Source organism: Candidatus Pantoea persica (assembly GCF_013753875.1).
Classification (GTDB): domain Bacteria; phylum Pseudomonadota; class Gammaproteobacteria; order Enterobacterales; family Enterobacteriaceae; genus Pantoea; species Pantoea persica.
The window spans coordinates 173,303-198,910 of the sequence record NZ_SMDS01000018.1 but is presented as its reverse complement, the minus strand read 5'-3'; the positions used below and the strand labels follow the sequence as shown (position 1 = coordinate 198,910).

17 protein-coding genes and 8 pseudogenes are annotated in these 25,608 nt (G+C 59.4%); 13 read left to right on the top strand and 12 right to left on the bottom strand.

What is annotated here, in order from left to right:
• Positions 1–57: 57 nt before the first annotated feature.
• A complete protein-coding gene (gene zupT, locus EIO60_RS09835) occupies positions 58–819 on the bottom strand; it encodes a zinc transporter ZupT (protein WP_258576679.1) in 762 nt (253 codons plus the stop codon).
• A 186-nt stretch (positions 820–1,005) separates the two neighbouring features.
• Here zupT and ygiD point away from each other — a divergent pair.
• Positions 1,006–1,789, top strand: a pseudogene (ygiD, locus tag EIO60_RS09830) (4,5-DOPA-extradiol-dioxygenase).
• Positions 1,790–1,817: 28 nt separating this feature from the next.
• On the opposite strand, the gene EIO60_RS09825 reads toward ygiD, so the two are convergent.
• The 3 genes from EIO60_RS09825 to tolC all read right to left on the bottom strand — a co-directional run bounded on the left by EIO60_RS09825 (position 1,818) and on the right by tolC (position 5,265).
• On the bottom strand, positions 1,818–2,978 hold the full coding sequence (locus EIO60_RS09825; protein ID WP_258576678.1) for a glutathionylspermidine synthase family protein: 1,161 nt from the start codon (positions 2,976–2,978) through the stop codon (positions 1,818–1,820).
• A gap of 7 nt (positions 2,979–2,985) precedes the next feature.
• The gene (locus EIO60_RS09820) at positions 2,986–3,657 is read right to left on the bottom strand and encodes a DUF1190 family protein (protein WP_258576677.1); all 672 of its coding nucleotides are present in this window, start codon (positions 3,655–3,657) and stop codon (positions 2,986–2,988) included.
• 141 nt (positions 3,658–3,798) lie between these two features.
• Positions 3,799–5,265 carry an outer membrane channel protein TolC gene (tolC, locus tag EIO60_RS09815; RefSeq protein ID WP_258576676.1) on the bottom strand — a complete coding sequence of 489 codons (1,467 nt, stop codon included), beginning with the start codon at positions 5,263–5,265 and terminating at the stop codon, positions 3,799–3,801.
• Between the two features lie 215 nt (positions 5,266–5,480).
• Here tolC and nudF point away from each other — a divergent pair, with 215 nt between their 5' ends.
• The 6 genes and pseudogenes from nudF to EIO60_RS09785 all read left to right on the top strand — a co-directional run bounded on the left by nudF (position 5,481) and on the right by EIO60_RS09785 (position 10,879).
• Positions 5,481–6,116 (top strand): ADP-ribose diphosphatase, encoded by a 636-nt coding sequence (gene nudF, locus EIO60_RS09810; RefSeq protein ID WP_258576675.1) that lies wholly within the window; start codon positions 5,481–5,483, stop codon positions 6,114–6,116.
• On the top strand, positions 6,113–6,538 hold the full coding sequence (locus EIO60_RS09805) for a DUF1249 family protein (protein ID WP_258576674.1): 426 nt from the start codon (positions 6,113–6,115) through the stop codon (positions 6,536–6,538). Before nudF ends, EIO60_RS09805 begins: the two co-directional genes overlap by 4 nt.
• A 43-nt stretch (positions 6,539–6,581) precedes the next feature.
• Positions 6,582–7,409, top strand: coding sequence for a 3',5'-cyclic-AMP phosphodiesterase (gene cpdA / locus EIO60_RS09800; protein WP_258576673.1), 828 nt, complete (start codon positions 6,582–6,584; stop codon positions 7,407–7,409).
• A gap of 3 nt (positions 7,410–7,412) precedes the next feature.
• Complete coding sequence (gene yqiA / locus EIO60_RS09795) at positions 7,413–7,994, top strand: esterase YqiA (protein WP_258576672.1); 582 nt, start codon at positions 7,413–7,415, stop codon at positions 7,992–7,994.
• Positions 7,995–8,041: 47 nt separating this feature from the next.
• On the top strand, positions 8,042–9,937 hold the full coding sequence (parE, locus tag EIO60_RS09790; protein ID WP_258576671.1) for a DNA topoisomerase IV subunit B: 1,896 nt from the start codon (positions 8,042–8,044) through the stop codon (positions 9,935–9,937).
• A gap of 44 nt (positions 9,938–9,981) precedes the next feature.
• Positions 9,982–10,879: pseudogene (locus EIO60_RS09785) on the top strand (LysR substrate-binding domain-containing protein).
• A gap of 51 nt (positions 10,880–10,930) precedes the next feature.
• Here EIO60_RS09785 and EIO60_RS09780 read toward each other — a convergent pair.
• Positions 10,931–11,239: a putative quinol monooxygenase gene (locus EIO60_RS09780; protein ID WP_258576670.1), complete on the bottom strand. Its 309-nt coding sequence runs from the start codon at positions 11,237–11,239 to the stop codon at positions 10,931–10,933.
• 32 nt (positions 11,240–11,271) lie between these two features.
• Entirely contained in the window at positions 11,272–11,853 is a 582-nt protein-coding gene (locus EIO60_RS09775; protein WP_258576669.1) for an NAD(P)H-dependent oxidoreductase, read from the bottom strand.
• Positions 11,854–12,016: 163 nt separating this feature from the next.
• Between EIO60_RS09775 and EIO60_RS09770 the strand changes: the two genes are divergently transcribed.
• The 4 genes and pseudogenes from EIO60_RS09770 to ftsP all read left to right on the top strand — a co-directional run bounded on the left by EIO60_RS09770 (position 12,017) and on the right by ftsP (position 17,515).
• Positions 12,017–12,763, top strand: coding sequence for a transporter substrate-binding domain-containing protein (locus EIO60_RS09770; protein WP_258576668.1), 747 nt, complete (start codon positions 12,017–12,019; stop codon positions 12,761–12,763).
• 133 nt (positions 12,764–12,896) lie between these two features.
• Positions 12,897–15,170, top strand: a complete 2,274-nt coding sequence (gene parC, locus EIO60_RS09765) for a DNA topoisomerase IV subunit A (RefSeq protein ID WP_258576667.1) — start codon at positions 12,897–12,899, stop codon at positions 15,168–15,170.
• A 43-nt stretch (positions 15,171–15,213) separates the two neighbouring features.
• Entirely contained in the window at positions 15,214–15,951 is a 738-nt protein-coding gene (locus EIO60_RS09760) for a 1-acylglycerol-3-phosphate O-acyltransferase (RefSeq protein ID WP_258576666.1), read from the top strand.
• 140 nt (positions 15,952–16,091) lie between these two features.
• Positions 16,092–17,515 (top strand): annotated as a pseudogene (gene ftsP / locus EIO60_RS09755) (cell division protein FtsP).
• Positions 17,516–17,564: 49 nt separating this feature from the next.
• Here the strand turns inward: ftsP and dkgA are convergent.
• Positions 17,565–18,391: pseudogene (gene dkgA / locus EIO60_RS09750) on the bottom strand (2,5-didehydrogluconate reductase DkgA).
• A gap of 228 nt (positions 18,392–18,619) precedes the next feature.
• Between dkgA and EIO60_RS09745 the strand changes: the two are divergent.
• Positions 18,620–19,507, top strand: a pseudogene (locus EIO60_RS09745) (AraC family transcriptional regulator).
• 9 nt (positions 19,508–19,516) lie between these two features.
• Here EIO60_RS09745 and EIO60_RS09740 read toward each other — a convergent pair.
• The 5 genes and pseudogenes from EIO60_RS09740 to EIO60_RS16725 form a co-directional block, all read right to left on the bottom strand.
• Positions 19,517–20,179: a DedA family protein gene (locus EIO60_RS09740; protein ID WP_258576665.1), complete on the bottom strand. Its 663-nt coding sequence runs from the start codon at positions 20,177–20,179 to the stop codon at positions 19,517–19,519.
• A 102-nt stretch (positions 20,180–20,281) separates the two neighbouring features.
• Complete coding sequence (gene metC, locus EIO60_RS09735; RefSeq protein WP_258576664.1) at positions 20,282–21,475, bottom strand: cystathionine beta-lyase; 1,194 nt, start codon at positions 21,473–21,475, stop codon at positions 20,282–20,284.
• Between the two features lie 152 nt (positions 21,476–21,627).
• A pseudogene (locus EIO60_RS09730) lies at positions 21,628–22,890 on the bottom strand (TRAP transporter large permease).
• 9 nt (positions 22,891–22,899) lie between these two features.
• Positions 22,900–23,388: pseudogene (locus tag EIO60_RS09725) on the bottom strand (TRAP transporter small permease).
• Positions 23,389–23,740: 352 nt separating this feature from the next.
• Positions 23,741–23,938, bottom strand: coding sequence for a hypothetical protein (locus tag EIO60_RS16725; protein WP_374058167.1), 198 nt, complete (start codon positions 23,936–23,938; stop codon positions 23,741–23,743).
• Positions 23,939–24,751: 813 nt separating this feature from the next.
• Here EIO60_RS16725 and EIO60_RS09710 point away from each other — a divergent pair.
• A pseudogene (locus EIO60_RS09710) lies at positions 24,752–25,144 on the top strand (biopolymer transporter ExbD).
• Positions 25,145–25,608 lie beyond the last annotated feature (464 nt).

Here is a 25,608-nt window from a genome sequence, read left to right as displayed (position 1 = left end):
CAGACCAATGAGAAACGGGCCGCTTAGCGGCCCGTTTTGTTTTCAGCGGCAGGCGGGTTAGCCGATGTCGCTGACCTGCAACAGCGCCAGGCTCGCGCCCATTACCGTCATGCCACACAGCACGCTATAGCTTGGGTTGTTATGTGGATCGATCTCGCGCGCCAGCGGCATCAGCTCATCCACTGACAGCGCCACCATAATGCCTGCGACAGCCGCCATCACCGCGGCGATAACCACCGGTGACATCATCGGGTCAAGCAGCATAAACGCCAGCAGACCACGAAGAATCTCCGCCATGCTGGAAACGCAGGTCCAGAACAGCACCTTGCTCCTCGAGCCGGTGGTGGCATACATCGGACCCGCTACCGGCAGGCCTTCGGGAATATTGTGAATCGCCACCGCCAGCGTGATGCCCAGCCCCATATAGCTGCTGGCCGTGACAAAGGTGGCGATACCTTCGGGAAAGTTATGCAGGCTGATGCCCAGCGTCAGTAAAATCGCCGTCCGGCGCAGCTTGGCCGGGTTGCGCTGCGTCATCATCAAATCCTGCGGGTGATGGTGCGGCAGCAAACGATCCAGCGTGAAGTAGCCGAGCAGCCCCAGCATAAACATGCCGTAGCCGAGAATGGGCGGCGTGCCGGGGGTATGCAGCGCGGTGGGCAGCATCTCCATCAGCGAAATCAGCAGCATAATGCCTGCCGCAAAGCCCAGCGCAAACGCCACATCCGGTTGGACGGCTTCTGAACCCAGCACGCCTGCAATCGCGCCGATAAAGGTGGCGCCACTCGCCAGCACGGTAAGCAGCAAAGGTACCGACATCGCAAACTCCTTAGTGATAATAATTCACATAAAGCCAGCGATAACCTTACGAAACGTCGAGTTATATTTGGTAAAGAAGTGTCAGGTCAGTATTGTTCAAATTTACTGATAATATCAATCAGTGTTATGCGCGTTTTTACCCGGCAGAAAGGGAGTATGGTGCTCAGATAGTGAGTTTTTTTGAGGATGAGCCATGCAGACAGTCGCGCCAGCGCTTTTCTGGGCTACGGCAGTCCAATGAACGTGCTGGAAGAGAATCGTTATACCCAGGCCTGGCATCAGCTGAGCGCATCGCGCCCGCGCGCCATTGTCGCCATATCCGCCCACTGGTATACGCAGGGAACAGCGGTCACGGCGATGACGAATCCGCGTACCATTCACGATTTCGACGGCTTTCCGCAGGCGCTGTTCGATACGCGCTATCCCGTGCCGGGATCGCCTGCGCTGGCGCAGCAGATCGCCGAGGCGCTGGAGCCGGTGCCGGTGCGCTTCGATAATGAATGGGGGTTCGATCACAGCTCGTGGGGCGTGCTGATCAAAATGTATCCCGACGCCGATGTTCCGGTGGTGCAGATTAGCATCGACGCGACGCAGCCGCCCGCCTGGCACGTCGAGCAGGGCAAAAAGCTGGCGGCACTGCGCAACAGCGGCGTAATGATCGTCGCCAGCGGCAACGTGGTGCATAATCTGCGCAAAGTGCGATGGGATGAAACCGTGGAACCCTGGCCCTGGGCACAGCGCTTCAATCAGTTCGTGCGGGATAACCTGAATTATCAGGGAGAACCTGACGCGCATCCGCTGACAGAGGTTATGCAGTACCCAGACAGCCTCGCTGTCCAACCCAACGCCGGAGCACTATCTGCCGCTGCTCTACGTGCTGGGCGCACGTCAGCCCGGCGAGGCGGTGAGCATGCCGGTAGACAGGATTGAAATGGGCGCCATCAGTATGCTGTCGGTGCAGATAGGCTGAACAGAAGCGGGCCTCGGGCCCGCTTTGCTTACTCGATAAAGGCGTGGGGATAGAAGCGCGAAAGATCCTGTGTGATCAGGTCGCGATCCTCGCGCAGGCCGATGCCGGCCGGCTGATCGTCGATCAGCCAGCTGCCGATCAGCGTATAGCTGTCGCCAAACTTCGGCAGCGGATGGAACTGCTGCACGATCATGCCCTCTTCGCCGTAAGGCCCGTCGACGCGCGCAATCTCCTGACCGTTTTCCACGATGCGAATATTGGCGCCTTCGCGCGAGAAAAGCGGCTTCACCACATACTTATCCATGTGCGGCACAGCGTCTTCGGCGAAATAGGCAGGCAGCAGATTAGGGTGGTTGGGGAACATCTGCCACAGTATCGGCAGCAGCGCCTTATTTGAGACGATGCTTTTCCAAGCCGGCTCCAGCCAGCGAACGCCCGCATCCGCCAGCTTGGTGGAGAAGATCTCGCGCAACATAAACCCCCACGGGTAGAGTTTGAACAGGTTGCTGATCACCTGATCCTGCACGTCGGTGAACTGGCCCTTGTCGCCTAGGCCGATCTCGTCGATATAGATGAATTCGCTCGGCAAGCCCGCCTCGGTGGCGCAGTCCCGCAGATACTGTACCGTGCCGCGATCCTCTTCGGTGTCGCGGCAGCAGGAGAAGTGCAGCCACTGAAAGCCGTGCTGCTGATGCAGCGCGGCGAAGCGCTCGATCAGCTTCTCCTGCAGGCTGTTGAACTGATCGCTGCCCGACGGCAGCTGGCCGGCGTTAAGCTGATCCTCCAGCCAGATCCACTGAAAGAAGGCCGCTTCATACAGCGAGGTCGGCGTGTCCGCATTGTTCTCCAGCAGCTTCGCGTCGCCTTTGCCGTCCCAGGCGAGATCGAGACGCGAGTAGAGCGACGGCTGACGCAGCGCCCAAGAGTCGCGCACGAAATCCCAGGTGTGCTTCGGAATGCGGAATTTTTCCAGCAGCAGTTCGCTGCCGACCACTTTCTCCACCACCTGCAGGCACATCTGGTGCAGCTCCGCCGTGGTCGCTTCCAGCTTCTCGATCTGCGCTAGCGTAAACTGATAGTAGGCGTCTTCGCACCAGTACGGCTCGCCGTGCATGGTGTGGAAACGGAAGCCATACTCCGTGGCTTTCTCGCGCCAGCCCGGGCGCTCGTTTATTGCAATACGCTGCATAACGGCGTTAGCCCCCAAGCGAACGGCTGGTGGTGCCGGTCGCGCTGCTGCGCGCAATGCTGTTCTGCTTCGCGACCGTTTCACCGAAGCCGCCGCGCGTAATGGTCGAGGTAGTGGCCGGTTTCGGCGCCAGCGCGGTTTTCGGCACGTTCATGGTACGGCCGGAAGTGGCGGCGCCATAGTTTTTGCCCGAGGCGTCAACAAACTGACCGTTTGCAGGGCTGTTCGGCGTACGCGGCGAGAAGAGCGGCTGCTGAGTGAAGCCCGCGCCGCTGCCCATTAGGCGACCCATCATATAGCCCGCCATCAGCGGCATCCAGAAGCTGCCGCTCTGCTGCGCTTCGGCATTCTGCGTAGTGCCGGTGCCCGTCTGCGCAGGCGTCTGCTGACACTGATTCTCGCCGAACTCCGCGACACAGTCTTCGCGCGTCGCGTATTTCGGCGCGGTGTGCTCCGCTTCCTTCAGCGCGTTGTTGTAGGCAGTGGTGCACTGCGCACTCTGGCCTGGGTTGGCCTTGCTGCAGTCGTCGGCATTTTGATACATGGAAACCGTTTCATCGCTCTGTTCGCAGCCTGCCAGGGTAAATACCGCAGCAATGGCCAGCGCGACCGGCGTTAAATGGCGTGCCTGCCAGCTTTTGCGAAAAGCGGCATGGCGGATATTTTTTGTCCGTTTCATCGTTGTCATCCTGTGCCCAAAGGTGATGCTCAGGATAGGGGATCGCTGGTGGAAAATGAAGCTGAGGGCCTGACGGGGAAAGGATCTTTACGTTGTTATACGTTTATCGGCGAGACGGGCCGCAAAGCGGCCCGAAGAAGATCAGTGGCTGAATGGATTGCCACTGCTGCGCAGGGCGGCAGGACGCGCCGTCGCGGCGGCGGGCTTCGCCGCCGGGCCGTTGTCGACGCGAGCGGCCTGCTCTGGATTTTCCGGCGCGACACTTTCCGGCGAGGTCGGGATCTCTTTGCCGAGCTGGCTGTTCAACAGCTGCAGATCCTGCTCGTTCAGCGTACCCAGCGCATACTTGATGTTGAGCTGGTTGATCAGATAGTTGTAGCGCGCGTCGGAGAGCTGCTGCTTGGCGTTGTAGAGCGTGGTGGTGGCATCCAGCACGTCAACGATGGTACGCGTGCCGACCTGATAGCCCGCTTCCATCGCATCCAGCGAACTTTGCGCCGAAACGACCGCCTGTTTGTAGGCGTTGATGCTGCTGATCGAGGCGTTCATATTGTTAAAGGAGGAACGAACGGTCTGCACGACGGAACGGTGCGCGCTCTCCAGCTGCTCGCTGGCGCTGACGTAGTTATATTGCGCCTGCTTCACCTGCGAGGTCACGGCACCGCCGCTGTACAGTGGCAGCGAGAAGCTCAGGCCAACCTGGTTAGTGCCGGAGATAGAGTCGGTGCTGCCAGTGCTCTGGTTGGCACGGCTGCCGCTGTACTTGCTGTTAGAAATGCCGGTTGAGGCGGTCAGATCCACCGTCGGCATATGGCCGGTTTCAGCATAGCGAATCTGCTCGCGCGCCAGATCTTGGTTCAGACGCGCCGACAGCAGGTTGAGGTTGCGGCTTTCCGCCTGCTTCAGCAGCGTGCTGACCGCGTCCGGCCTGGTGGTTTTAAAGCGATCGATATTGAGCGACGCCAGCGCAAGGTAGTCGTTGCCGGTGATCTGACGCAGCGACTCCAGCATATTGTCGAGGTTGTTGCGCGCGGTCACTTCGTCCGCCAGCACGCTGTCATATTGCGCGCGAGCGTTCTGCACGTCGGTAATCGCAACCAGACCAGCTTTGAAGCGCTGCGTGGTCTGATCCAGCTCACGGTAGATCGACTGCTTCTGCGCTTCGATATAAGAAAGGGTATCAATCGCCTTCAACACGTTAAAATAGGCGGTCGCCGTTTTGAGGACCAAATCCTGCTGCGCTACCTGATAGGTAACGACCTGAATACCAGCGGTTTTTTCCTGTAGCGTCAGGTTGCGCCATCTCGACATGTCGAAAATGGTCTGGGTTAATTGCAGCGATCCGCTGGTCGTGTTGGAATGGATACCGCTGCTGTCGCGATAGCCGTTGCTGTAAGTGTAATCCGCGCCTAAACCTAACTGTGGCAACAAAGGACTGCCCGCTTCATTGATCTTTTCGAACGCGGCGTCGCGGTTAGCTGCGGAGCTGCGTAAATCCGGATTGCTCAGACGCGCTTGTTGATAGACCTGCAGCAGGTCATCTGCCTGGCTGACGAGGCTGAAACCGCCCAGGCTCAGCCCAATTAAAAATGGGAGCTGTTTTTTCATTTGCATTCCTTTTGTTGCAGCAAATTACAGTGGTAGCGCTGCCGGATGAGCCAAAAAATAATCGCAGATTCTAGCAGAGTGCGACTGTAAGAATAAGTTGGCTGAACGTGCCTTCTCTCCCTAATTTACGTAAATAATTCAGAAAGAACCACTCGGACGGAGCACAGGGGTTGGCTTTTCTCTGCTCCATTCCAACCTGCATAAGGAGCCTGACGATGAGCGGAGAAAAAAATTCCCCAGTGACTTTTACAAAAAACGATGTAGAAATTATTGCACGCGAAACAGCCTGGAACGGTTTTTTTTCCATTGTGCGTTACCGCTTCCGCCACCGCCGTTTTGACGGTGAAATGAGCCAGGCGGTGGTGCGCGAAGTTTTCGAGCGCGGACATGCCGCCGTGCTGCTACCCTACGATCCCTTACGTGACGAGGTGGTGCTGATCGAGCAGATCCGCATTCCCGCCTATGACGTCAGCGAAACCCCCTGGCTGCTGGAAATGGTGGCGGGCATTATCGAGCCCAACGAAAGTGCTGAAGAGGTGGTGCGGCGCGAAGCAGTAGAAGAGGCAGGCTTAACCGTCGGACGCGTTAAACCCGTGTTAAACTATCTCGTCAGCCCTGGTGGGACCAGCGAGCGGTTATCGATTCTGGTGGGAGAAGTGGATGCCAGCCTGGCGAAAGGATGCCACGGTCTGGAGGAAGAGAATGAGGATATTCTTGTGCATGTGGTGAGCCGCGAACAGGCTTACCGCTGGGTGGAAGAGGGGATAATCGACAACGCGCCGTCTGTCATCGCCCTGCAATGGCTGACGTTGCAACATGAAAAACTACGAGACGAGTGGAAGCTAAAATGAAACAGCGCTATACCTCTGATTTCCCCAAAATGATGCGACTCTGCGAAAACAATTTTGCGCAGTTGCGCCGCCTGCTGCCGCGCAGCGACGAGGCCGGCGCGTCGGTGGTTTATCAGGTCAATGGCGCCCGCTATCAGTTAACGATAGAAGAGTCCACGCGCTACACCACGCTGGTGGAGATCTGCCAGGTGGCACCCGCCGTAAGCTACTGGAGCCTGTCCGCAATGTCGGTGCGGCTCTATCATGACGCGATGGTCGCCGAAGTGTGTTCGACACAGCAGATCTATCGCTTTAGAGCGCGCTATGATTACCCTAATAAAAAACTGCATCAGCGCGACGAGAAACATCAGATAAACCAGTTTCTCGCTGACTGGTTGCGCTACTGCCTGGCGCAGGGCGTGATGGCTGCACCGGTCTGCTGAGCGCGCAGATAATGCTTTACTCTGCGTGGAGAAGAGAAACGCTTTGGATAGCCTGCTAACATTTCCTGCGGCGAATGGGGCCGGGATCAGGATTCTGCAAATCACAGACACCCACCTTTTCGCTGGTAAAAATGAATCGCTGCTGGGCGTAAATACCTGGGCGAGTTATGACGCGGTGCTGGACGCGATTGCGGCGCAGAAGCGCGAATTCGACCTGATTATCGCTACCGGCGATCTCGCTCAGGATCACTCCGTCGAAGCCTATCAGCATTTTGCAGAGGGCATCGCGCGCCTGCCGAAGCCGTGCGTCTGGCTGCCGGGCAATCACGATTTCCAGCCAGCGATGTACAACGTTCTGGCCGAGGCGGGCATCACCGCGCAAAAGCATGCGCTGCTGGGCGAACACTGGCAGCTGGTGATGCTCGATAGCCAGGTATTCGGCGTGCCGCACGGCATGCTGAGCGACTACCAGCTGGAGTGGCTGGAGAAGACGCTGGCGATCTCTCCGCAGCGCCATACGCTGGTGGTGCTGCATCACCATCCGCTGGCCAGCGGCTGTACCTGGCTCGACCAGCACAGCCTGTGCAACTCCCACCAGCTGGACACGGTACTGCAACACTATCCGCTGGCGCAGACCCTGGTGTGCGGCCACATTCATCAGGAGATGGATGTCAGCTGGCATGGGCGGCGCGTGCTGGCGACGCCCTCTACCTGCGTGCAGTTCAAACCGCACTGCACCAGCTTTACCATCGATACCGTCGCGCCCGGCTGGCGCTGGTTTACGCTCCATGCGGACGGCGCCTTCGATACGGAAGTCAACCGGCTGCAAAGCGACGCCTTTCGTCCCGATCTCGAGTCGAACGGATACTGACGTATGGCGGCGCTGCTCTATCTGCACGGTTTCAACAGCTCGCCGCTCTCCGCCAAGGCAACGAAGCTGCAGCAGTGGCTGACGGCGACGCACCCGCATATCGAGATGATCGTGCCGCAGCTGCCGGCCTTCCCTGCCGACGCCGCCGCGCTGCTGGAGGAGAAGGTGATGGCGCTGAGCGGACAGCCGCTTGGCCTGGTCGGCTCCTCGCTGGGCGGATATTTCGCCACCTGGCTCTCGCAATGCTTTATGCTGCCCGCGGTGGTGGTGAATCCAGCGGTGCGGCCCTTTGAGCTGCTGGCAGATTATCTCGGGGAGAACCGGAATCCCTACACGGGCCAGCAATATGTGTTAGAGTCTCGCCACATTTGCAACCTGAAAGTCATGCAGATTGAGCCGCTGGAAGCGCCCGATTTACTCTGGCTTCTCCAGCAAACGGGCGACGAAGTGCTCGATTACCGTCAGGCGATCGACTACTACAGCGCGTGCCGCCAGACGGTAGAAGAGGGCGGAAATCATGCGTTTATCGGATTCGAACGCCATTTCCCGCAGATTCTGGACTTTCTTGGCCTGAATCACGATTAACCTTTTGAAATTGAAAAAAATTTCACGCTGCTGATTAGAAATTTACCATGAGTCAATCAAGCTATAACGCGGATGCTATTGAGGTTCTGACCGGCCTTGAGCCAGTGCGCCGTCGTCCCGGCATGTACACCGATACGACGCGTCCTAACCATTTAGGTCAGGAAGTTATTGATAACAGCGTCGACGAGGCACTGGCGGGCCATGCGCAACGGGTTGAAGTGATCCTGCATGCCGATCAGTCGCTGGAAGTGATCGATGACGGACGCGGCATGCCGGTGGATATCCATCCGGAAGAGGGCGTGCCCGCCGTCGAGCTGCTCCTCTGTCGCCTGCACGCGGGCTGCAAGTTCTCCAGCAAAAACTACCAGTTCTCCGGCGGTCTGCACGGCGTCGGTATCTCCGTGGTCAACGCGCTGTCGAAGCGTGTGGAAGTCACGGTGCGTCGCAACGGCGAGGTCTACGACATCGCCTTTGAAAACGGCGAGAAGGTGCAGGAGCTGACCAAAACCGGCACGGTGGCGAAACGCAACACCGGCACGCGCGTCCACTTCTGGCCTGACGAAAGCTTCTTCGACAGCCCGCGCTTCTCGGTGTCTCGCCTGAGCTATCTGCTGAAGGCAAAAGCGGTGCTCTGTCCGGGCGTCGAGATCCTGTTTAAAGACAAGGTCAACAACACCGAACAGCGCTGGTGCTACGAAGATGGCCTAACGGATTACCTGTGCGAGGCGGTCAACGGCCTGCCGACGCTGCCGGAAAAACCGTTTGTCGGCAGCTTCTCCGGTGATACCGAAGCGGTAGACTGGGCGCTGCTGTGGCTGCCAGAAGGCGGCGAGCTGCTGACTGAAAGATACGTCAACCTGATCCCCACCATGCAGGGCGGCACGCACGTCAACGGCCTGCGCCAGGGCTTGCTCGACGCCATGCGCGAGTTCTGCGAATACCGCAATATCCTGCCGCGCGGCGTCAAGCTGTCGGCGGAGGATATCTGGGATCGCTGCGCCTACGTGCTCTCAGTGAAGATGCAGGATCCGCAGTTCGCCGGCCAGACCAAAGAGCGTCTCTCGTCGCGCCAGTGCGCCGCCTTCGTCTCCGCGGTGGTCAAGGACGCCTTCAGCCTGTGGCTTAACCAGAACGTGCAGGCGGCGGAGCAGCTGGCGGAGCTGGCGATCGCCAGCGCGCAGCGCCGGATGCGCGCGGCGAAGAAAGTGGTGCGTAAAAAGCTCACCAGCGGGCCGGCGCTACCGGGCAAGCTGGCGGACTGCACCGCGCAGGATCTGAATAAAACCGAGCTGTTCCTGGTGGAGGGGGATTCCGCAGGCGGATCCGCCAAGCAGGCGCGCGATCGCGAATATCAGGCGATCATGCCGCTGAAGGGCAAGATCCTTAACACCTGGGAAATCTCGTCAGACGAAGTGCTGGCGTCTCAGGAGGTGCACGACATCTCGGTCGCCATCGGCATAGATCCCGACAGCGAGGATCTCAGCCAGCTGCGCTACGGCAAGATCTGCATCCTCGCCGATGCGGACTCCGACGGCCTGCATATCGCCACGCTGCTCTGCGCGCTGTTTGTGAAGCACTTCCGCTCGCTGGTGAAAGGCGGTCACGTCTATGTCGCCATGCCGCCGCTCTACCGTATCGATCTCGGCAAAGAGGTCTATTACGCGCTGGATGAAGATGAAAAAGAGGGCGTGCTGGAGCAGCTCAAGCGCAAGAAGGGCAAGCCGAACGTGCAGCGCTTTAAAGGGCTGGGTGAGATGAACCCGCTGCAGCTGCGCGAAACCACGCTCGATCCCAATACGCGTCGCCTGGTACAGCTCACGGTGGAAGAGAGCGACGTCGAGCAGACGCTGCGCGTGATGGATATGCTACTGGCGAAGAAGCGTTCGGAAGATCGCCGCAACTGGCTGCAGGAAAAAGGCGACACCGCCGAAATCGAAGTGTAATCATCGCGCTGCGGCGGCGCGCTCGCTGCGCAAGGGAGTTGACGATAAAAGTCATGCTGGAAGAGCTGCGCGTGCTGGTGGGGGTGGCAGACTGCGGCTCAATCACCTCGGCGGCGGAGCTGCTGGAGCAAACCAGCTCGGGCGTCAGCCGCGCCCTGAGCCGTCTGGAAAGCAAACTCAGCACCCTGCTGCACCCGTACCACGCGGCGGCTGGCCCTCACTGAAGAGGGGCAGCTTTTTCTCTCTCACGCGCGCCAAATCCTGCTCTCTGTGGAACAGGCGGAAGAGCAGATCGCCTGCCGTCGGGAGACGCCAGCCGGCCGCCTGCGCATCAACGCCGCCGTGCCCTCTATGCAGCATGTTATCATGCCGCTGATCGGCGAGTTCCGTCAGCGCTATCCCCTGATCCAGCTGGAGTTAAACACCGACAATATCGTCATCGACCTGCTGGAGCAGCAAACCGATATCGCCATCCGCATCGGCGAACTGCGCGACTCGAGCATGCGCGCCCGCATGCTCGGCAGCAGCCGGGTGCGATTGCTGGCCAGCCCGGCCTATCTGCAAAAGCATGGCGAGCCGTAGAGCGTCGAGGCGCTGCTTCAGCATCAGCTGATCGGCTTCAGCCAGCTGGAGATGCACAACGTCTGGCCGGTCTGGCAGCGCGAAGGCGAACTGCTGCGCATTCAGCCCACCCTTGCCGCCTCCAGCGGCGAAATCATTCGCCAGCTGGCGCTGGCGGGGCAGGGCATTACGCGTATATCCGATTTCGTCAGCCATCAGGATCTCGCCGCGGGTCGGCTGCAGCAAGTGCTGGCGCAGCAGACCCACGACGTTCGCCTGCCGGTGCACGCCGTTTATTACCGTAACGCCGAGCTGGCGTCGTGCATCACTTGCTTTCTCAACTTTCTTCACAAGGCGATCGTCGCGCAGGCGCTGTTTTGACAAAAAAAAGCCGCGCGCGGTCAGGTGTGCGGCTCGAGATGGCGCGTTAGCTTATGCCGTCGGCTCCAGCACTAGGATTTTCAAGTCCACCACATCATCTTTGATGATCGCGCGGTGCGTTTCCATATGCGGCATCTGCTGATGCTGCTCCAGATGGCGCAGTGACTCCCATTGCTCCAGCATAAAGATGGAGTCGGGCGAGTTATGCTTCCACGGCACCTGCGCCTGATGATCCACCAGTGCGTCATACTGGTAGCAGCCCTCTTCCTCGAGCACTGGCGGGATCAGCGCGCGGACCGCCGCGAGCACGGCATCGCGACGTCCGGGTTTAAGACAAATCTCAGCAACTACCGTTAGCATCTACGCATCCTCATTTGCGGTTCCGGTTTAAGTTAAGCAAAGATCTCGCTGAGATGAGTCCGATAACGCGCGATATCGCGCGGCACGTCCGGCTGCTTGATGACGTCGTTGCAGATAAAGGTCGGCAGCGGCTCCATGCCGAGGAACTGATTCGCCTTGTGGAAGTGCAGGTAAAGCCCGTCGACGCCGACGCCTTCGAAGAACTGATCCGGATCGGTAAAGGCCTCCAGCGGCGCGTTCCAGGTGAGCGACAGCATATATTTTTTGCCCTGAATCAGGCCGCCGGAACCGTACTTCTTGCTGGCGTCTGAGCGGGTGCGGCCGTCGCTGGCGTAAAGCTTGCCGTGGCCTTCGGTAAAGATCTCGTCGATGTAGCGTTTCACCGTCCAGGGTTCGCCCATCCACCAGCCCGGCATCTGGTAGATCACCATGTCGCTGTCGAGATACTTCTGCACTTCGTCCGCCACTACATAGTCGCTGTCGGCGACGGTGACACTGAGCTCATGGCCTAAGTCTTGCAGCTGGCTGGCCGCCACCTTGGTCAGGGTATGGTTCAGCTCGCCTTTGGAGTGGGCGAAGGTTTTGCCGCCGTCGATGATAAGGATTTTGCTCATGCGATAATCTCTCTTGTGTTGCGTTCAGGCCGCTACTTTACTTTACGCGCGAAGCGGCGGCAGAAAAATGGGAGGCTGGTCACAACAATTTTGCTCTGCAAGCAATAATCCAGCCGAATATGCCACACTCCGGCCACACACATCGACCACGACTCAATAAAAAATGACTAAAACGCTGTTTACTCTGCTGCCGCTGGCCAGCGGCGTCGCGCAGGCGGACTCTCGCCTGGATCAGCTCCTCGCCAGCAAAATGCTGAAGGTCTGCACCACCGGCGACTACAAGCCTTACACCTGTCTACGGCCGAACGGGCAGTACGAGGGGCTGGACATCAGCATGGCGCAGTCGCTGGCGGCCAGCCTCGACGCGCAGATCCGCTGGGTGCCGACCAACTGGAAAACGCTGTCGCAGGATTTCAGCGAGAAGCAGTGCAATATCGCGCTGGGCGGCGTCTCGGTCACCCTGAAGCGCCAGCGCACGGCTTGGTTCGCCGAGCCGCTCGGCGTCGACAGCAAAATCCCGCTGGTGCGCTGCGCCGACAAGGCGAAATACGCTACCCTTGAGCAGCTCAAAGCGCCCGGCGTGCGCCTGATCGAGCCGGCGGGCGGCACCAATGAGGCGTTCGTGCACAGCTATCTGCCGCGAGCGACGCTGGCGCTGCACGATAACGTCACCATCTTCCAGCAACTGGTGGACAACAAGGCGGACGTGATGATCACTGACGCCTCCGAGGCGCTCTACCAGCAGCAGCGCTACCCGCAGCTCTGCGCCGTCAATCCGCAGGCGCTGCTGCAGTACGGCGAGAAAACCTACATGATCCCGCGCGACGATATGAGCTGGAAAGCCTATATCGATCAGTGGCTGCACCTCAGCACCGCCACCGGCGAATATGCCCGCATCGTGGCGCGCTGATGCGCCTTGCCCGGTTATCGTGCGCCACGCCGCGCTTCCCCTGTGACTAATCCCGGCGATTAAGGTACTATCCTCGCCAAATAACCGCCGGGTGTTCCGCCATTGCGGGCCACGAAGTGAGGATAAAAGCTTAATGAGTGAATTGACGCAGGATGGTGCAGAGCGTCTTGCCCTGCACAAATTTACCGAAAACGCGTACCTGAACTACTCCATGTACGTCATCATGGATCGCGCCTTGCCCTATATCGGCGACGGACTGAAGCCGGTGCAGCGCCGTATCGTTTACGCCATGTCAGAGCTGGGCCTTAGCGCCAGCGCGAAATTCAAGAAATCGGCGCGTACCGTGGGCGACGTGCTGGGCAAATACCATCCGCACGGCGACAGCGCCTGCTACGAAGCGATGGTGCTGATGGCGCAGCCCTTCTCCTACCGCTACCCGCTGGTAGACGGCCAGGGCAACTGGGGCGCGCCGGACGATCCCAAATCCTTTGCAGCGATGCGCTATACCGAATCGCGCCTCTCTAAATATGCGGAAGTGCTGCTCGGCGAATTGGGCCAGGGCACCGTCGAGTTCGTGCCGAACTTCGACGGCACGCTGCAGGAGCCGAAAATGCTGCCGGCGCGGCTGCCGAATATCCTGCTGAACGGCACTACTGGCATCGCGGTCGGCATGGCCACCGATATTCCGCCGCACAACCTGCGCGAAGTGGCGCAGGCGGCGATGGCGCTGATCGATAAGCCCAATACCAGCCTCGACGCGCTGCTGGATATCGTGCACTGCCCCGATTTCCCCACCGAGGCGGAGATCATCACGCCGCGCGAGGAGATCCGCAAAATCTATCAGAACGGGCGCGGCTCTATCCGCCAGCGCGCCGTGTGGAAAAAAGAGGATGGCGAGGTGATTATCACCGCGCTGCCGCATCAGGTTTCCGGCGCGCGCGTGCTGGAGCAGATCGCCACCCAGATGCGCAACAAAAAGCTGCCGATGGTAGAGGATCTGCGTGACGAGGCGGATCACGAAAACCCGACACGTCTGGTGATCGTGCCGCGCTCCAACCGCGTGGATCTCGATCAGGTGATGAACCACCTGTTCGCCACCACCGATCTGGAGAAGAGCTACCGTGTTAACCTCAATATGATCGGGTTGGACAACCGTCCGGCGGTTAAGAACCTGCACGAGATCCTGTCGGAGTGGCTGGTGTTCCGCCGCGACACCGTCAAGCGTCGCCTTAACTATCACCTTGAGCGCGTGCTGCGCCGCCTGTATATTCTTGAGGGCCTGCTGGTCGCCTTCCTCAATATCGACGAAGTGATCCACATAATCCGCAGCAAAGATAAGCCGAAGTCGGTGCTGATGTTGCGCTTTGGCATCAGCGAAACCCAGGCGGAAGCGATCATGGAGCTCAAGCTGCGCCACCTGGCGAAGCTGGAGGAGATGAAGATCCGCGGCGAGCAGAGCGATCTGGAGAAAGAGCGCGATCAGATTCAGGCGATCCTCGCCTCCGAGCGCAAGATGAACACCCTGCTGAAGAAAGAGCTGCAGGCAGACGCCGCCGCCTATGGCGACGATCGCCGTTCGCCGCTCAACGAGCGCGAAGAGGCGAAAGCGCTGAGCGATAACGAGCTGATGCCGTCCGAGCCGGTCACTATCGTGCTGTCGCAGATGGGCTGGGTGCGCAGTGCCAAAGGGCCTGACATCGATCCGTCCGGGCTGAGCTATAAAGCGGGCGACAGCTATCTGGCATCGGCGCGCGGCAAGAGCAATCAGCCGGTCGTCTTTATCGACTCCACCGGACGCAGCTACACGCTCGATCCCACCTCGCTGCCGTCGGCGCGCGGGCAGGGCGAGCCGCTCACCGGCAAGCTGACGCCGCCGCCGGGCGCGGTGGTGGAGCAGGTGCTGATGGAGGCGGACGACCAGAAGCTGCTGATGGCCTCCGACGCTGGCTATGGCTTTATCTGCACCTTCGCCGACCTGGTGTCGCGTAACCGCGCCGGCAAGGCGCTGCTGACGCTGCCGGACAACGCGCGCGTGATGACGCCGCTGGCGGTGCATCACGAAGATGACATGCTGCTGGCGATCACCCAGGCGGGACGCATGCTGATGTTCCCGGTGGGCGAACTGCCGCGGATGTCGAAGGGCAAGGGCAACAAGATTATCTCCATTCCTGCGGCGGACGCGGCGGCGGGCAACGATAAGCTGGCGTCGCTGCTGATCCTGCAGCCGGGCAGCGTGGTCACGCTCTACGTTAGCAAGCGCAAGCTGGTGCTGTGCAGCGAAGAGCTACAGAAATTCCGCGCCGACCGCGGACGCCGCGGCACGCTGCTGCCGCGCGGCCTGCAGCGTATCGACAAGGTGGAGCTGGATGCCCCAGCGCGTGCCGGCAGCGGCGAGAGCGAAGCCTGAGCCACGCGGCGGACCGGTTCCGCCGCGCTATAAAGAGGGATATATGTTACTGATACTGCGCACCATCTTTATTGTTATCTACTCGATACTGGTCTGTGTTTTCGGCTGTATCTGGTGTCTGTTCTCGCCGCGCAATCCGCGCCACGTCGCGACTTTCGGCCATCTGTTCGGCCGCCTATCGGGCGTGTTCGGCGTCAAAGTAGAGCTGCGCAAGCCGACCGACGCGGAAAGCTACGGCAACGCCATCTATATCGCCAACCACCAGAACAACTACGATATGATCACCGCGGCGAAGATCTTGCAGCCGACCACGGTGACGGTGGGCAAAAAGAGCCTGCTGTGGGTGCCGTTTTTCGGCCTGCTTTACTGGCTGACCGGCAACCTGCTGATCGACCGCGATAACCGCACCAAGGCGCACGGCACCATCGGCCAGCTGGTCGATCAGTTCAAAAAGAAGCGCATTTCGTTCTGGATGTTCCCGGAAGGCACGCGCAGCCGCGGCCGCGGTCTGCTACCTTTTAAAACCGGCGCCTTCCATGCGGCCGTGGCGGCAGGAGTGCCGATTATACCTATCGTGGTCTCCAACACTCACGGTAAGATCAACCTGAACCGCCTGAACAATGGCCTGGTTGTCGTCGAGATGCTGCCGCCGGTGGATACCAGCGGCTACACCAACCAATCGGTGCGCAAGCTGGCGACCCACTGCCGCGAACTGATGATGGATAAACTGGAAGCGCTCAACGCCGAAGTTGAGGCGCGCGAAAAAAGCGGTAAGCTCTGACCGGCTAGCGCTTCGCCGGCACCCGCACGGATGCACGCGGCGCGCAATCCGCGCAGCGACGCAATACAGCAATAAATCAAGAATAACAACTGGCTGGCGCGCAGGCGCCACGCGTACACGCGTAAAGGGTTTGACGTTCTATGTCTTTCAGCAGACGACAGTTTATCCAGCTTTCTTCTGGCGCGGCGTTCGGCGCAGGTCTTTTGCCTGCCGCGCCGCCTCCGCTCCTGGCGGCGATACGCCGCTGCCGGTGCCGCCGCTTATCGAATCGCGTCGCGGCCAGCCGCTGTTTCTGACGCTGATGCGCAGCCACTGGTCGTTTCTCGGCGACAATAACAAGGTGCCGGTATGGGGAGTCAATGGCCTCTATCTTGGACCCACGGTGCGCGTCTACAACGGCGACGACGTCAAGCTGATCTACAGCAATCGCCTTAACGAGCCGGTGGCGATGACCGTCAGAGGTCTGCAGGTGCCGGGCGCGCTGGCAGGCGGCGCGGCGCGCATTATGTCCGCCGGGGTCGACTGGGCGCCGGTGTTGACGATTCGCCAGAACGCCGCCACCTGCTGGTACCTCGCCAATACGCCGAACCGCATGGCGCCGCACGTCTATAACGGGCTGGCGGGCATGTGGCTGATTGAGGATGAGGTGAGCAAGCAGCTGCCGCTGCCGCACCACTACGGCGTGGATGACTTTCAGCTGATCATTCAGGACAAACGCCTCGATAACTTCGGCACGCCAGCCTACGATCCGCCGCAGGATAGCGGCTTCCTCGGCGACGTGCTGCTGGTTAACGGGGTGCAGAACCCCTTTGTCGAGGTGTCGCGCGGCTGGGTGCGTCTGCGCCTGCTCAATGCGTCGAACGCGCGTCGCTATCAGATGTCGCTAAGTGATAACCGTCCCTTTACCGTCATCGCCAACGATCAGGGCTTCCTGCCCGCGCCGGTGGCGGTGCAGCAGCTTTCGCTGGCGCCGGGCGAGCGTCGCGAAGTGCTGCTCGATATGTCGCAGGGCGACGAGGTATCGATTACTGCGGGCACGGCGGCGGGCATTATGGACCGGCTGTGCGGCCTGTTTGAACCTTAGTCCATTCTCACCAACACGCTGGTGCTGACGCTGCGTCCCACCGGCCTGCTGCCACTGGTCACCGATAACCTGCCGATGCGCCTGCTGGCGGACTAGATCCTCGACGGCGCGGCGACGCGCACGCGCGAGTTCCGCCTTGACGACGGCGCGCCAGGCATCAATGGCGCGCACTGGGATATGAACCGTATCGACACCACAGTGCAGCAGGGCACCTTTGAACGCTGGATCCTGCGCGCCGATCGTCCGCAGTCGATGCATATTCAGGGCGCGATATTTCTGATTAAGAGCGTCAACGGTGCGCAGCCGATGGGCGAAGATCGCGGCTGGAAAGATACGGTAGGGGGGGACGGCGAGGTGGAGCTGCTGGTGAGTTTTCCGCAAAGCTCATCAGATCATTTCCCCTACGTCTACTACAGCCAGACGCTGGAGCTGACCGATCTCGGCACGGCGGGGCAGCTACTGGTGCAGCCGACCGCGTAAGGCCGTCGACGGCAAGGGCGCGCTGTCAGGGCGACAGCGCGCGTAACGGTTAGCCGTTAAAGGTTTCCGGATCCGGCCCCAGACGGTTGCCGCTGTCCAGCTTCGCAATCTCGCTCAGCTCCGTTTTCTCCAGACGGAAGTCAAACACTGCAAAGTTCTCCTCGATGCGCGCAGGGGTGACCGATTTCGGGATCACCACCAGGCCGCTGTCGAGATGCCAGCGGATCACGATCTGCGCCGGCGTCTTGCCGTACTTGTTCGCCAGCTAGCGGATAATTTTCTGATCGAATACCCCTTTGCCGCCCTGCGCTAGCGAGCTCCAGGACTCGGTCCGGATCTGATGCATGGCGTTCCACACATGCAGCGTGCGCTGCTGCAGCATCGGATGCAGCTCGATCTGGTTAACCACCGGCGAGACGCCGGTCTCATCCAGCAGGCGCTTCAGGTGCGCTTCGTGGAAGTTACAGACGCGATGCTTTTCGCCAGGCCCTGCTGCTGCAGCTTAATCATCTCTTTCCAGGCGTCGACGTAGTGATCTTTCTCCAGGCACGGCCAGTGCATAAGATAGAGATCGACCTGCTCCAGCTGCAGCTTTTGCAGGCTGGTTTCCATCGCCTGCTGCACGTTTTGCTGGTCGTCATTCCACAGCTTGGTGGTGACGAAAATATCGTCGCGCGCAACGTCGGTGTTCTGCAACGCTTTTCCGATCGCCTCTTCGTTTTTATAGGCCGCGGCGGTATCGATCGAGCGGTAGCCGACCTCCAGCGCTTTCAGCACCGCGCGGTGGGCGTCTTCATTGCTCGCCTTCCACACGTCAAGCCCCAGCTGCGGTATCATATTTCCGTCATGCAGTTTGATAATCGGTTGATCTGCCATAGGTGCTCCTTTCTGTTGCAGTGAATCTGAGAGGCTTAAGTGTCTAGTCAATAAACCTTATTGTGGGCGGCAATTCCACTTCTCGCCCTGCCTGAGCCTGCGGAAGTCTTGCATGTTTCTCTTTTTTGGTGGCGAATTTCGCAGCAGTCTGGCTTCTTTACTCCATGAGAGAGATGCATGGCGCACGAAGCTCTGTGTCAGTACCTGGTAAACTAGGTCGTGACCCTGATGACCCACGGACGCAACCGCCTTTGTCCAGTGGAAAACGTCAGCCTGATTTAAGTCAACCAGTATCAGCCGCGCACGCCGATTATGTACTGGCTCGGTATCGTTATTCTGTTTCAGGGCAGCAATAACCGGCTATCTCGGTAGCACCGTTTTTACCTACGACGCAACAAAATACCTGATGCTTACCGTGCCGCTGCCGCTGCCGCTGCCGCTGCCGCTGCCGCTGCCGCTGCCGGTGGAGTGCGAAACCTGGGCGTCGGCGGAAGAACCCCTCGCCGGCATGTTCCTGACGGTCGATACCGCCAGGCTACAGGATCTGCTGATTGAGATTGGCGACGACGAGGAGTTCCAACCGCAGCTACAAACTTCCGGCATTCATTTGGTGTGGCTCACCGAGCCGATGCTGTGCGTGGCGGAGCGCCTGCTGGATGTGATAGCCAATCCGCGCGACGCGCGCGGGCTGGGGCCGCAGATTGTGCAGGAAATCATCTACTACGTGCTGACCGGACCGACGGGCGGGGCACTGCTGTCGCTGGTGAGCCGCCATACGCAGTTCAGCCAGATCGCCAGTGCGCTGCGCCGTATTGAGAATCACTATACGGATAACCTCAGCGTCGATGCGCTGGCGGCAGAGGTGAATATGAGCGTGTCGGCGTTTTACCATAACTTCAAGGTGATGACGCAAACTTCTCCGCTGCAGTATCTGAAGCGCTACCGGCTGCATCAGGCGCGGCTGCTGATGCTGCATGACGGGCTGAAGGCGGGCGCGGCGGTGCGAGTGGGCTATGAAAGCCCATCTTCTCGCAGGAGTTTAAGCGCTACTTTGGCGTCACACCGGGCGAAGAGATCAGTCGCGTGCGTCAGACGATAGCGGAGCCGCAGGCCTGACGCCCCTTGTCAGGCCCTTTTTTGCCGTCGTTTTTTCCAGATCACCGCGATGCTGCCCGCTAGGCCAGCGAACAGCAGCACCATCGGCAGTACTATTAGGATCACCATCACCTGATCTTCATGGCGTTTGATAAAGGGCACCTGACTGATGCCGTAGCCGAACGCCACCACAATCGCCACCCACAGCAGTCCGCTCAGCCAGTTGAACAGCTGAAAGCGGACATTCTGCAGCCCGGAGATGCCCGCAATTGTAGGCAGAATGGTGCGGACGAAGGCCAGGAAGCGGCCCACCAGCAGCGCTATCAGGCCGTGGCGGTTGAACAGCTGCCACGCGCGCTGGTGATACTGCGCCGGCAGGTGCATCAGCCAGCTTTTTACCAGCCGCGTATTGCCGAGCCAGCGTCCCTGCAAATAGCTCAGCCAGCAGCCGAGGCTGGCGGCCGTGGTGAGGATCACCATGGTTGGCACGAAATCCATTACCCCTTTGGCGACCATCGCCCCTGCCAGCAGCAGCAGGCTGTCGCCCGGCAAAAACGAGGCGGGCAGCAGCCCGTTTTCCAGAAACAGCGTCAGGAACATCACGCCGTAAACTACCCAAACCACATTTGGATCGGCCAGCGCGGCAAAATCCTGATGCCAGAGCGCATGAACAATCTCGTGTAAAATACCCATCTGCTATCCCATCGAGTCACAAGGAATCTATTTTAGCGGCAATCCAACCTGGCGTTTTGATCCGCCGCCGGACGCCGTGTTGTAATTGAGGTTCTGTTTAGGTTACGCCTGCGTCAGGCGTTCAAAGCCTACTGCCAGATCGGCAATCAGGTCGTCAACGTGCTCCAGACCAATATGCAGGCGCACCAGCGTGCCGGTAAAGTCCACGCCGCCCGCAGGACGAATCGCCGCCAGCTCTTCCGGCTGATTCGCGAGGATCAGCGATTCATAGCCGCCCCACGAATAGGCCATGCTGAAATGGTGGAAGCGATCGAGATAATGCGCCAGTTTTTCGCTGCTCAGTTTTTCATACAGCACAAACGAGAAGAGGCCGCTGCTGCCGCTGAAGTCGCGCTTCCAGAAGTCGTGCCCTTTGCTCTGCGGCAGCGCCGGATGGTTAACGCGCGCCACTTCCGGCCGCGCCGCCAGCCACTCCGCCACCTGCAGCGCGCTCGCCTCATGCTGACGCAGGCGCGTCGCCAGCGTGCGCAGGCCGCGGCTCGCCATATAGGCGCTGTCAGCGTCCACCGTTTGGCCCATCAGATAGGAGTTCTTGCGCAGCCGATCCCAGCAGCGCGCATTCGCCACCGCGGTGCCGATCATTGTGTCGCTGTGGCCGATCAGGTATTTGGTGCCCGCCTGAATCGAAATATCGATGCCGTGCGCCAGCGCATTGAAGAAAACGCCCGCCGCCCAGGTGTTGTCCATCATGATCACCGCGCCAGGCGCTTTGGCGCGCACCGCTGCGACAATCCTCGCGGTATCCTGCACCTCCATGGTGATGGAGGCCGGGGATTCGAGAAACACCACGCGCGTCTCGGGGCGCACCAGTGAGCCGATGTCGCTGCCGATGCTGTGATCGTAGAAGGTGGTGGTGACGCCGAGCTTGCTGAGGATTTGCGTGCAGAAGTCCTGGGTTGGCTCATAGACCGCGCCGCACATCAGCACGTGGTCGCCTGTCGCTACGAAAGAGAGGATGGCGTTGGCTACCGCCGCCGCGCCGCAGGGATAGAGCACGCAGCCGGCGCCGCCTTCCAGTTCGGTCATGGCGTCCTGCAGGGCGAAGTGGGTGAGGGTGCCGCGACGGCCATAGAAAAGCTCGCCTTTGGCGCGTCCCTCGGTGGCACGCTGTTTATCGGCGACGCTGTCGAAAACCAGCGACGAGGCGCGCTGGATTACGCTGTTGACCGCGCCCTGGGTGTAACGCTTGCTGCGTCCTGCACTGACTAAGGTGGTGTCGATTTTTTTTGTTGTCATCGTTCTCTGCCTGCCGCTTACCGCAAAGCCTTCACGTTACCACGAATCGCCGGTCAGGGTTGATCCTAAATCCCGATATTCAGAACCTGCCCGTTGCCGGGCAGGCTGGTTTACAGGGTGCGTCGCAGCTGCGGCCAGAGGCAGCGACCGCGCTACATGACCCCCATCAGATGCGGTAGCCAGAGCGAGATGGCGGGGACATCGGTAATCAGCATCAGCACTACAAACAGCACGCCGTAGAAGGGCAGCATCGCACTCACTACCTGTTCGATCTTCTGCTTGCTCACCGCGCTGGCGACAAACAGCACCGTGCCCACCGGCGGTGTGATCAGCCCGATGCCGAGGTTGGTCATCATGATCATGCCGAAGTGCACCGGATCGATACCCAGCGCCGTTGCCACCGGAAGCAGCACCGGCGTCAGGATAAGGATAATCGGCGCCATATCCATCAGTGTGCCGATCACCAGCAGCAGCACGTTGATGCACATCAGAATGATATACTTGTTGCCCGAGAGTCTGGTAAAGGCATCGGTGATGATGGTCGGCAGCTGCATAAAGGTCATCATCGCGCCGAAGCCCGCCGCGAAGGCGATCAGTACCATCACGATGGTCACCGTCTTGATGGTACGGAACAGCAGAATGTGCAGCTGCTTCCACTTAAAGTCGCGGTAGATAAACATGGTGACGAAAAACGCCTAGATGCAGGCGATGGCCGCCGACTCCGAGTAGGTAAAGATGCCGCCGAGGATAATCACGATGGTGAGCAGGCCCCAGAAGGCGTCTAAAAAGATCTTCACCGCCTGGCGGAACGGGATGCGCTCGCCTTTGGGATAGCTGCGCTTGCGCGCAAAGGCGAGGCACATCACCATTAGACAGAGCCCTAGCAGCAGGCCGGGAAAAATGCCGGCGACGAACAGTGAGAAGATGGTTACCACGCCGCCGGTCGCCAGCGAGTAGATCACCGAGTTGTGGCTGGGCGGCGTCAGCACCGCCTGCACCGATCCGCTGGCGGTCACCGCCGCCGCGAAGTCGCGCGGGTGGCCCTTCTGCTCCATTTGCGGGACCATCACCGAGCCGATCGAGGCGGTGTCCGCCACCGACGAGCCGGAGATGGCACCGAAAAAGGTCGAGGCGACGATATTCACCAGCGATAGCCCGCCGCGAATAAAGCCGACAAAAATATAGGCAAAGTTCACCAGCCGTCGCGCAATGCCGCCCTCCGCCATAATCGCACCCGCGAGGATAAAGAAGGGAATGGTCAGCAGCGAAAACTTGTTCACCCCGTTGGTGATCTGAATGATCACCGCCTCTAGCCGCAGCTCAATCCACCAGGCGCCGATAAAGGCGCTCAGGCCGACGGGAAAACCCAACAGCAGCAGCACAATCAGAGTGCCGATCAATATCAGTGCGTCCATGGTTGTTCCTCAGTGTGTTCCGCCCAAAACCACCACCGGCCGCTGGCTTTGATCGCCGTTCAGCAGCTGCTCAACAACAAACAGCAGGGTAAACAGCGCCCCAATCGGGATCGGCAGGTACATCTCGCCGTAGGTCACTCAGGGCAGCGAGGTGAGCGGCTGGATCCACATTGCCTCATAGGCTATAGCTGGCCTGGAAGATGATCAGGCAGGTCGCCACCATCAGCAGATCGCACAGGCGCAGCATCATGCGCTGCGCGCCGGGCGGCACGCGGTCGGTCACCATGGATACGCAGATATGGGTGCTGGCGCGATAGCCGACCGGCGCGCCGATCGATAAAGGTAAAAATGATCATGCAGATAATGGCGACCGGCTCCGGCCAGGCCAGCGCACCGTTAAGTACGTAGCGGGCGAAGATGCCTATGGGGATCACCGTCACCATTAATTAGTAGCGCCACAGCAGCGATGCCCATGCACAGCAGGTAGAGCCCATCCATCAGACGTTAATAGCGTGTCATATGCGTTACCAGAGAAACGCCGCGCAGAACGCGAGGCGGGAAAGGTTATTTGACGTCAGCGATCGCATCATCAGATCCTGATATTTGCCGCCGAACTGATCGCGCACCGGCTGCGTCGCCTTCATGAAATAGTCCCGGTCGGTTTCCTGGAAGGTGACGCCGCCCGCTTTCCTTTTTTCAATTGACTGCTGGGTGTAGGTGGCCCACAGCTAGCGTTCCTCATCCTGCGCCACCTTGCCCAGCTTTTTCAGCAGCGCCTGATCTTCCGGTGACAGGCGCGCCTAGGAGGCTTTGGAGAAGAGGATCATCTCCGGCTGGATAAAGTGGCCGGTCAGAGTGTAGTACTTCGCCACGGGCAGATAGTTATGAGCGACAAATGAACCTGCTGCGGGGTCTGATCTTCGTCGCCCAGCACGCCGCCTGCGTAGACGCGCATCTCCAGCCGCCCGTTGATGGCCTGTTTCAGCTTGTCGCCCATATGCTGTAATGCGACGACGGTGGAATAGCCCGCAGGTTGCACTTCCGCCACTTATCAACACTTATCGCCGACGCGGCGCGGGCGCTAAGGCCAAGCGCGGCAGCAACGGAAGCGGCAAGGATCCATTTATTGACTCTCATTATTTTTCTCCGGGCAGGTTAGAGGAGGGCATGAAGCGGTCGCGTGCTGCCAGAATAGGCAAAACGGGCACAGTGAAAATGCAGTAATGCTGATTGAATGAATAAGTTTACATTTAAAACTACATTTTAATAAATTTGTATTAGAAATCACATTTTTGAAATGGAACTGAAAATCGGCGTAAAATTTATAAAAAGCCCTTAACATGCAGTCTCGCTGATTGTAAATAGTAATGAGAACTACTATCAATTCGCCGTTTTTTGCTATTATTCACGCTTATCTATTATTCCTGCATATGAAGTTGGAGACGCAGCGTGGTAGCCAGTGACTTGATGCAAACGGACCTCTCCGTTTGGGGCATGTATCAACATGCTGATATCGTGGTAAAAGTGGTAATGATCGGCCTGTTGCTGGCTTTGGTCGTGACCTGAGCGATTTTTTGGAAAGTTTGCCGAAATCAGCGCGGCAAAGCGCCGTTTGAAAAGTGAGCAGCTGGCGCAGGGCAAAGCCCGGAAGTTAGGCGATGCCTCGCGTGCCGCTGCGCAATTCAAACCCCACAGCCACAGCCACAGCGCGGCGCTGCTTAACCACACGCAAAACGAACTGGCGCTCTCCGCAGGCGTTGAATATACCGACGGCATTAAAGAACGCACCAGCTTCCGCCTTGAGCGCCGCGTCGCCGCCTTCAGCCGTCACGCTGGCCGCGGCAACGGCTTCCTCACCACCATCGGCTCCGTCGCACCCTTTATCGGCATCGCCCAGACCCAGACCACCAACCTGGCGGTGGTCGCGCCCGGCATCGCCGAAGCGCTGCTGGCGACCGTGGATGTTCGCGTTAATCTGCCCGTCTCGACCAGCGCGCTACAGCCGCGTCCGGAAAAATCGGTTTACCTGTCGATTAAGGCTGATAAGCAGTTTTATATTGGCAACGATTAGGTGACGCCAGAGACGCTGGTTGAGGTGCTCAACAGCCAGACTCAGGGCAATAAAGAGACGACGATTTTCTTCCAGGCCGATAAGTCGGTCGATTATGAGACCCTGATGAGCGCGATGGATAAGCTGCGTGGCGCGGGTTATCTCAAGATCGGTCTGATGGGGATGGAGAGCGCCGCGAAGTAGGTTCTGCGAGCAGGGTAAGTTTTGCGAGTGGAGAGAGAGAGAGAGAGAGAGAGAGAGCATCCTGAGGGCTGCCCTTTTTTGTGGGCGAGAAGTTGCCGGGAGTTGTTTAGGGGATCGGTGCCGGCGCGGGTAAGCGGGCCCGATCGCAAAGACGCAAAAGGCGGCATTCCTGCCGGCTCGGCCCTCGACACCCCTGTCGCGGGACGCTTTGCTCCTCGGTCCCGCTCATCCGCTTTCAGGCTTTGGGTGCTGTCGGTAAGGCCCTTTGTTATGGCGCAGTGCGGGAGGCTTTACTCCTCGTGCTCGTTCATCCACTTTAGGGCGCTGGAGCGGTTTCTGAAGGTAGCCTTTCGAGCGACATCATAGACAAGGTTAAAGCGCTGCCTTTAGTCGTAAGAAAGGGGCGTAGCGCCCTGCAATGGTGAATCATGCTGCATAATTACGAGGTTAATTTTTTGTTACTT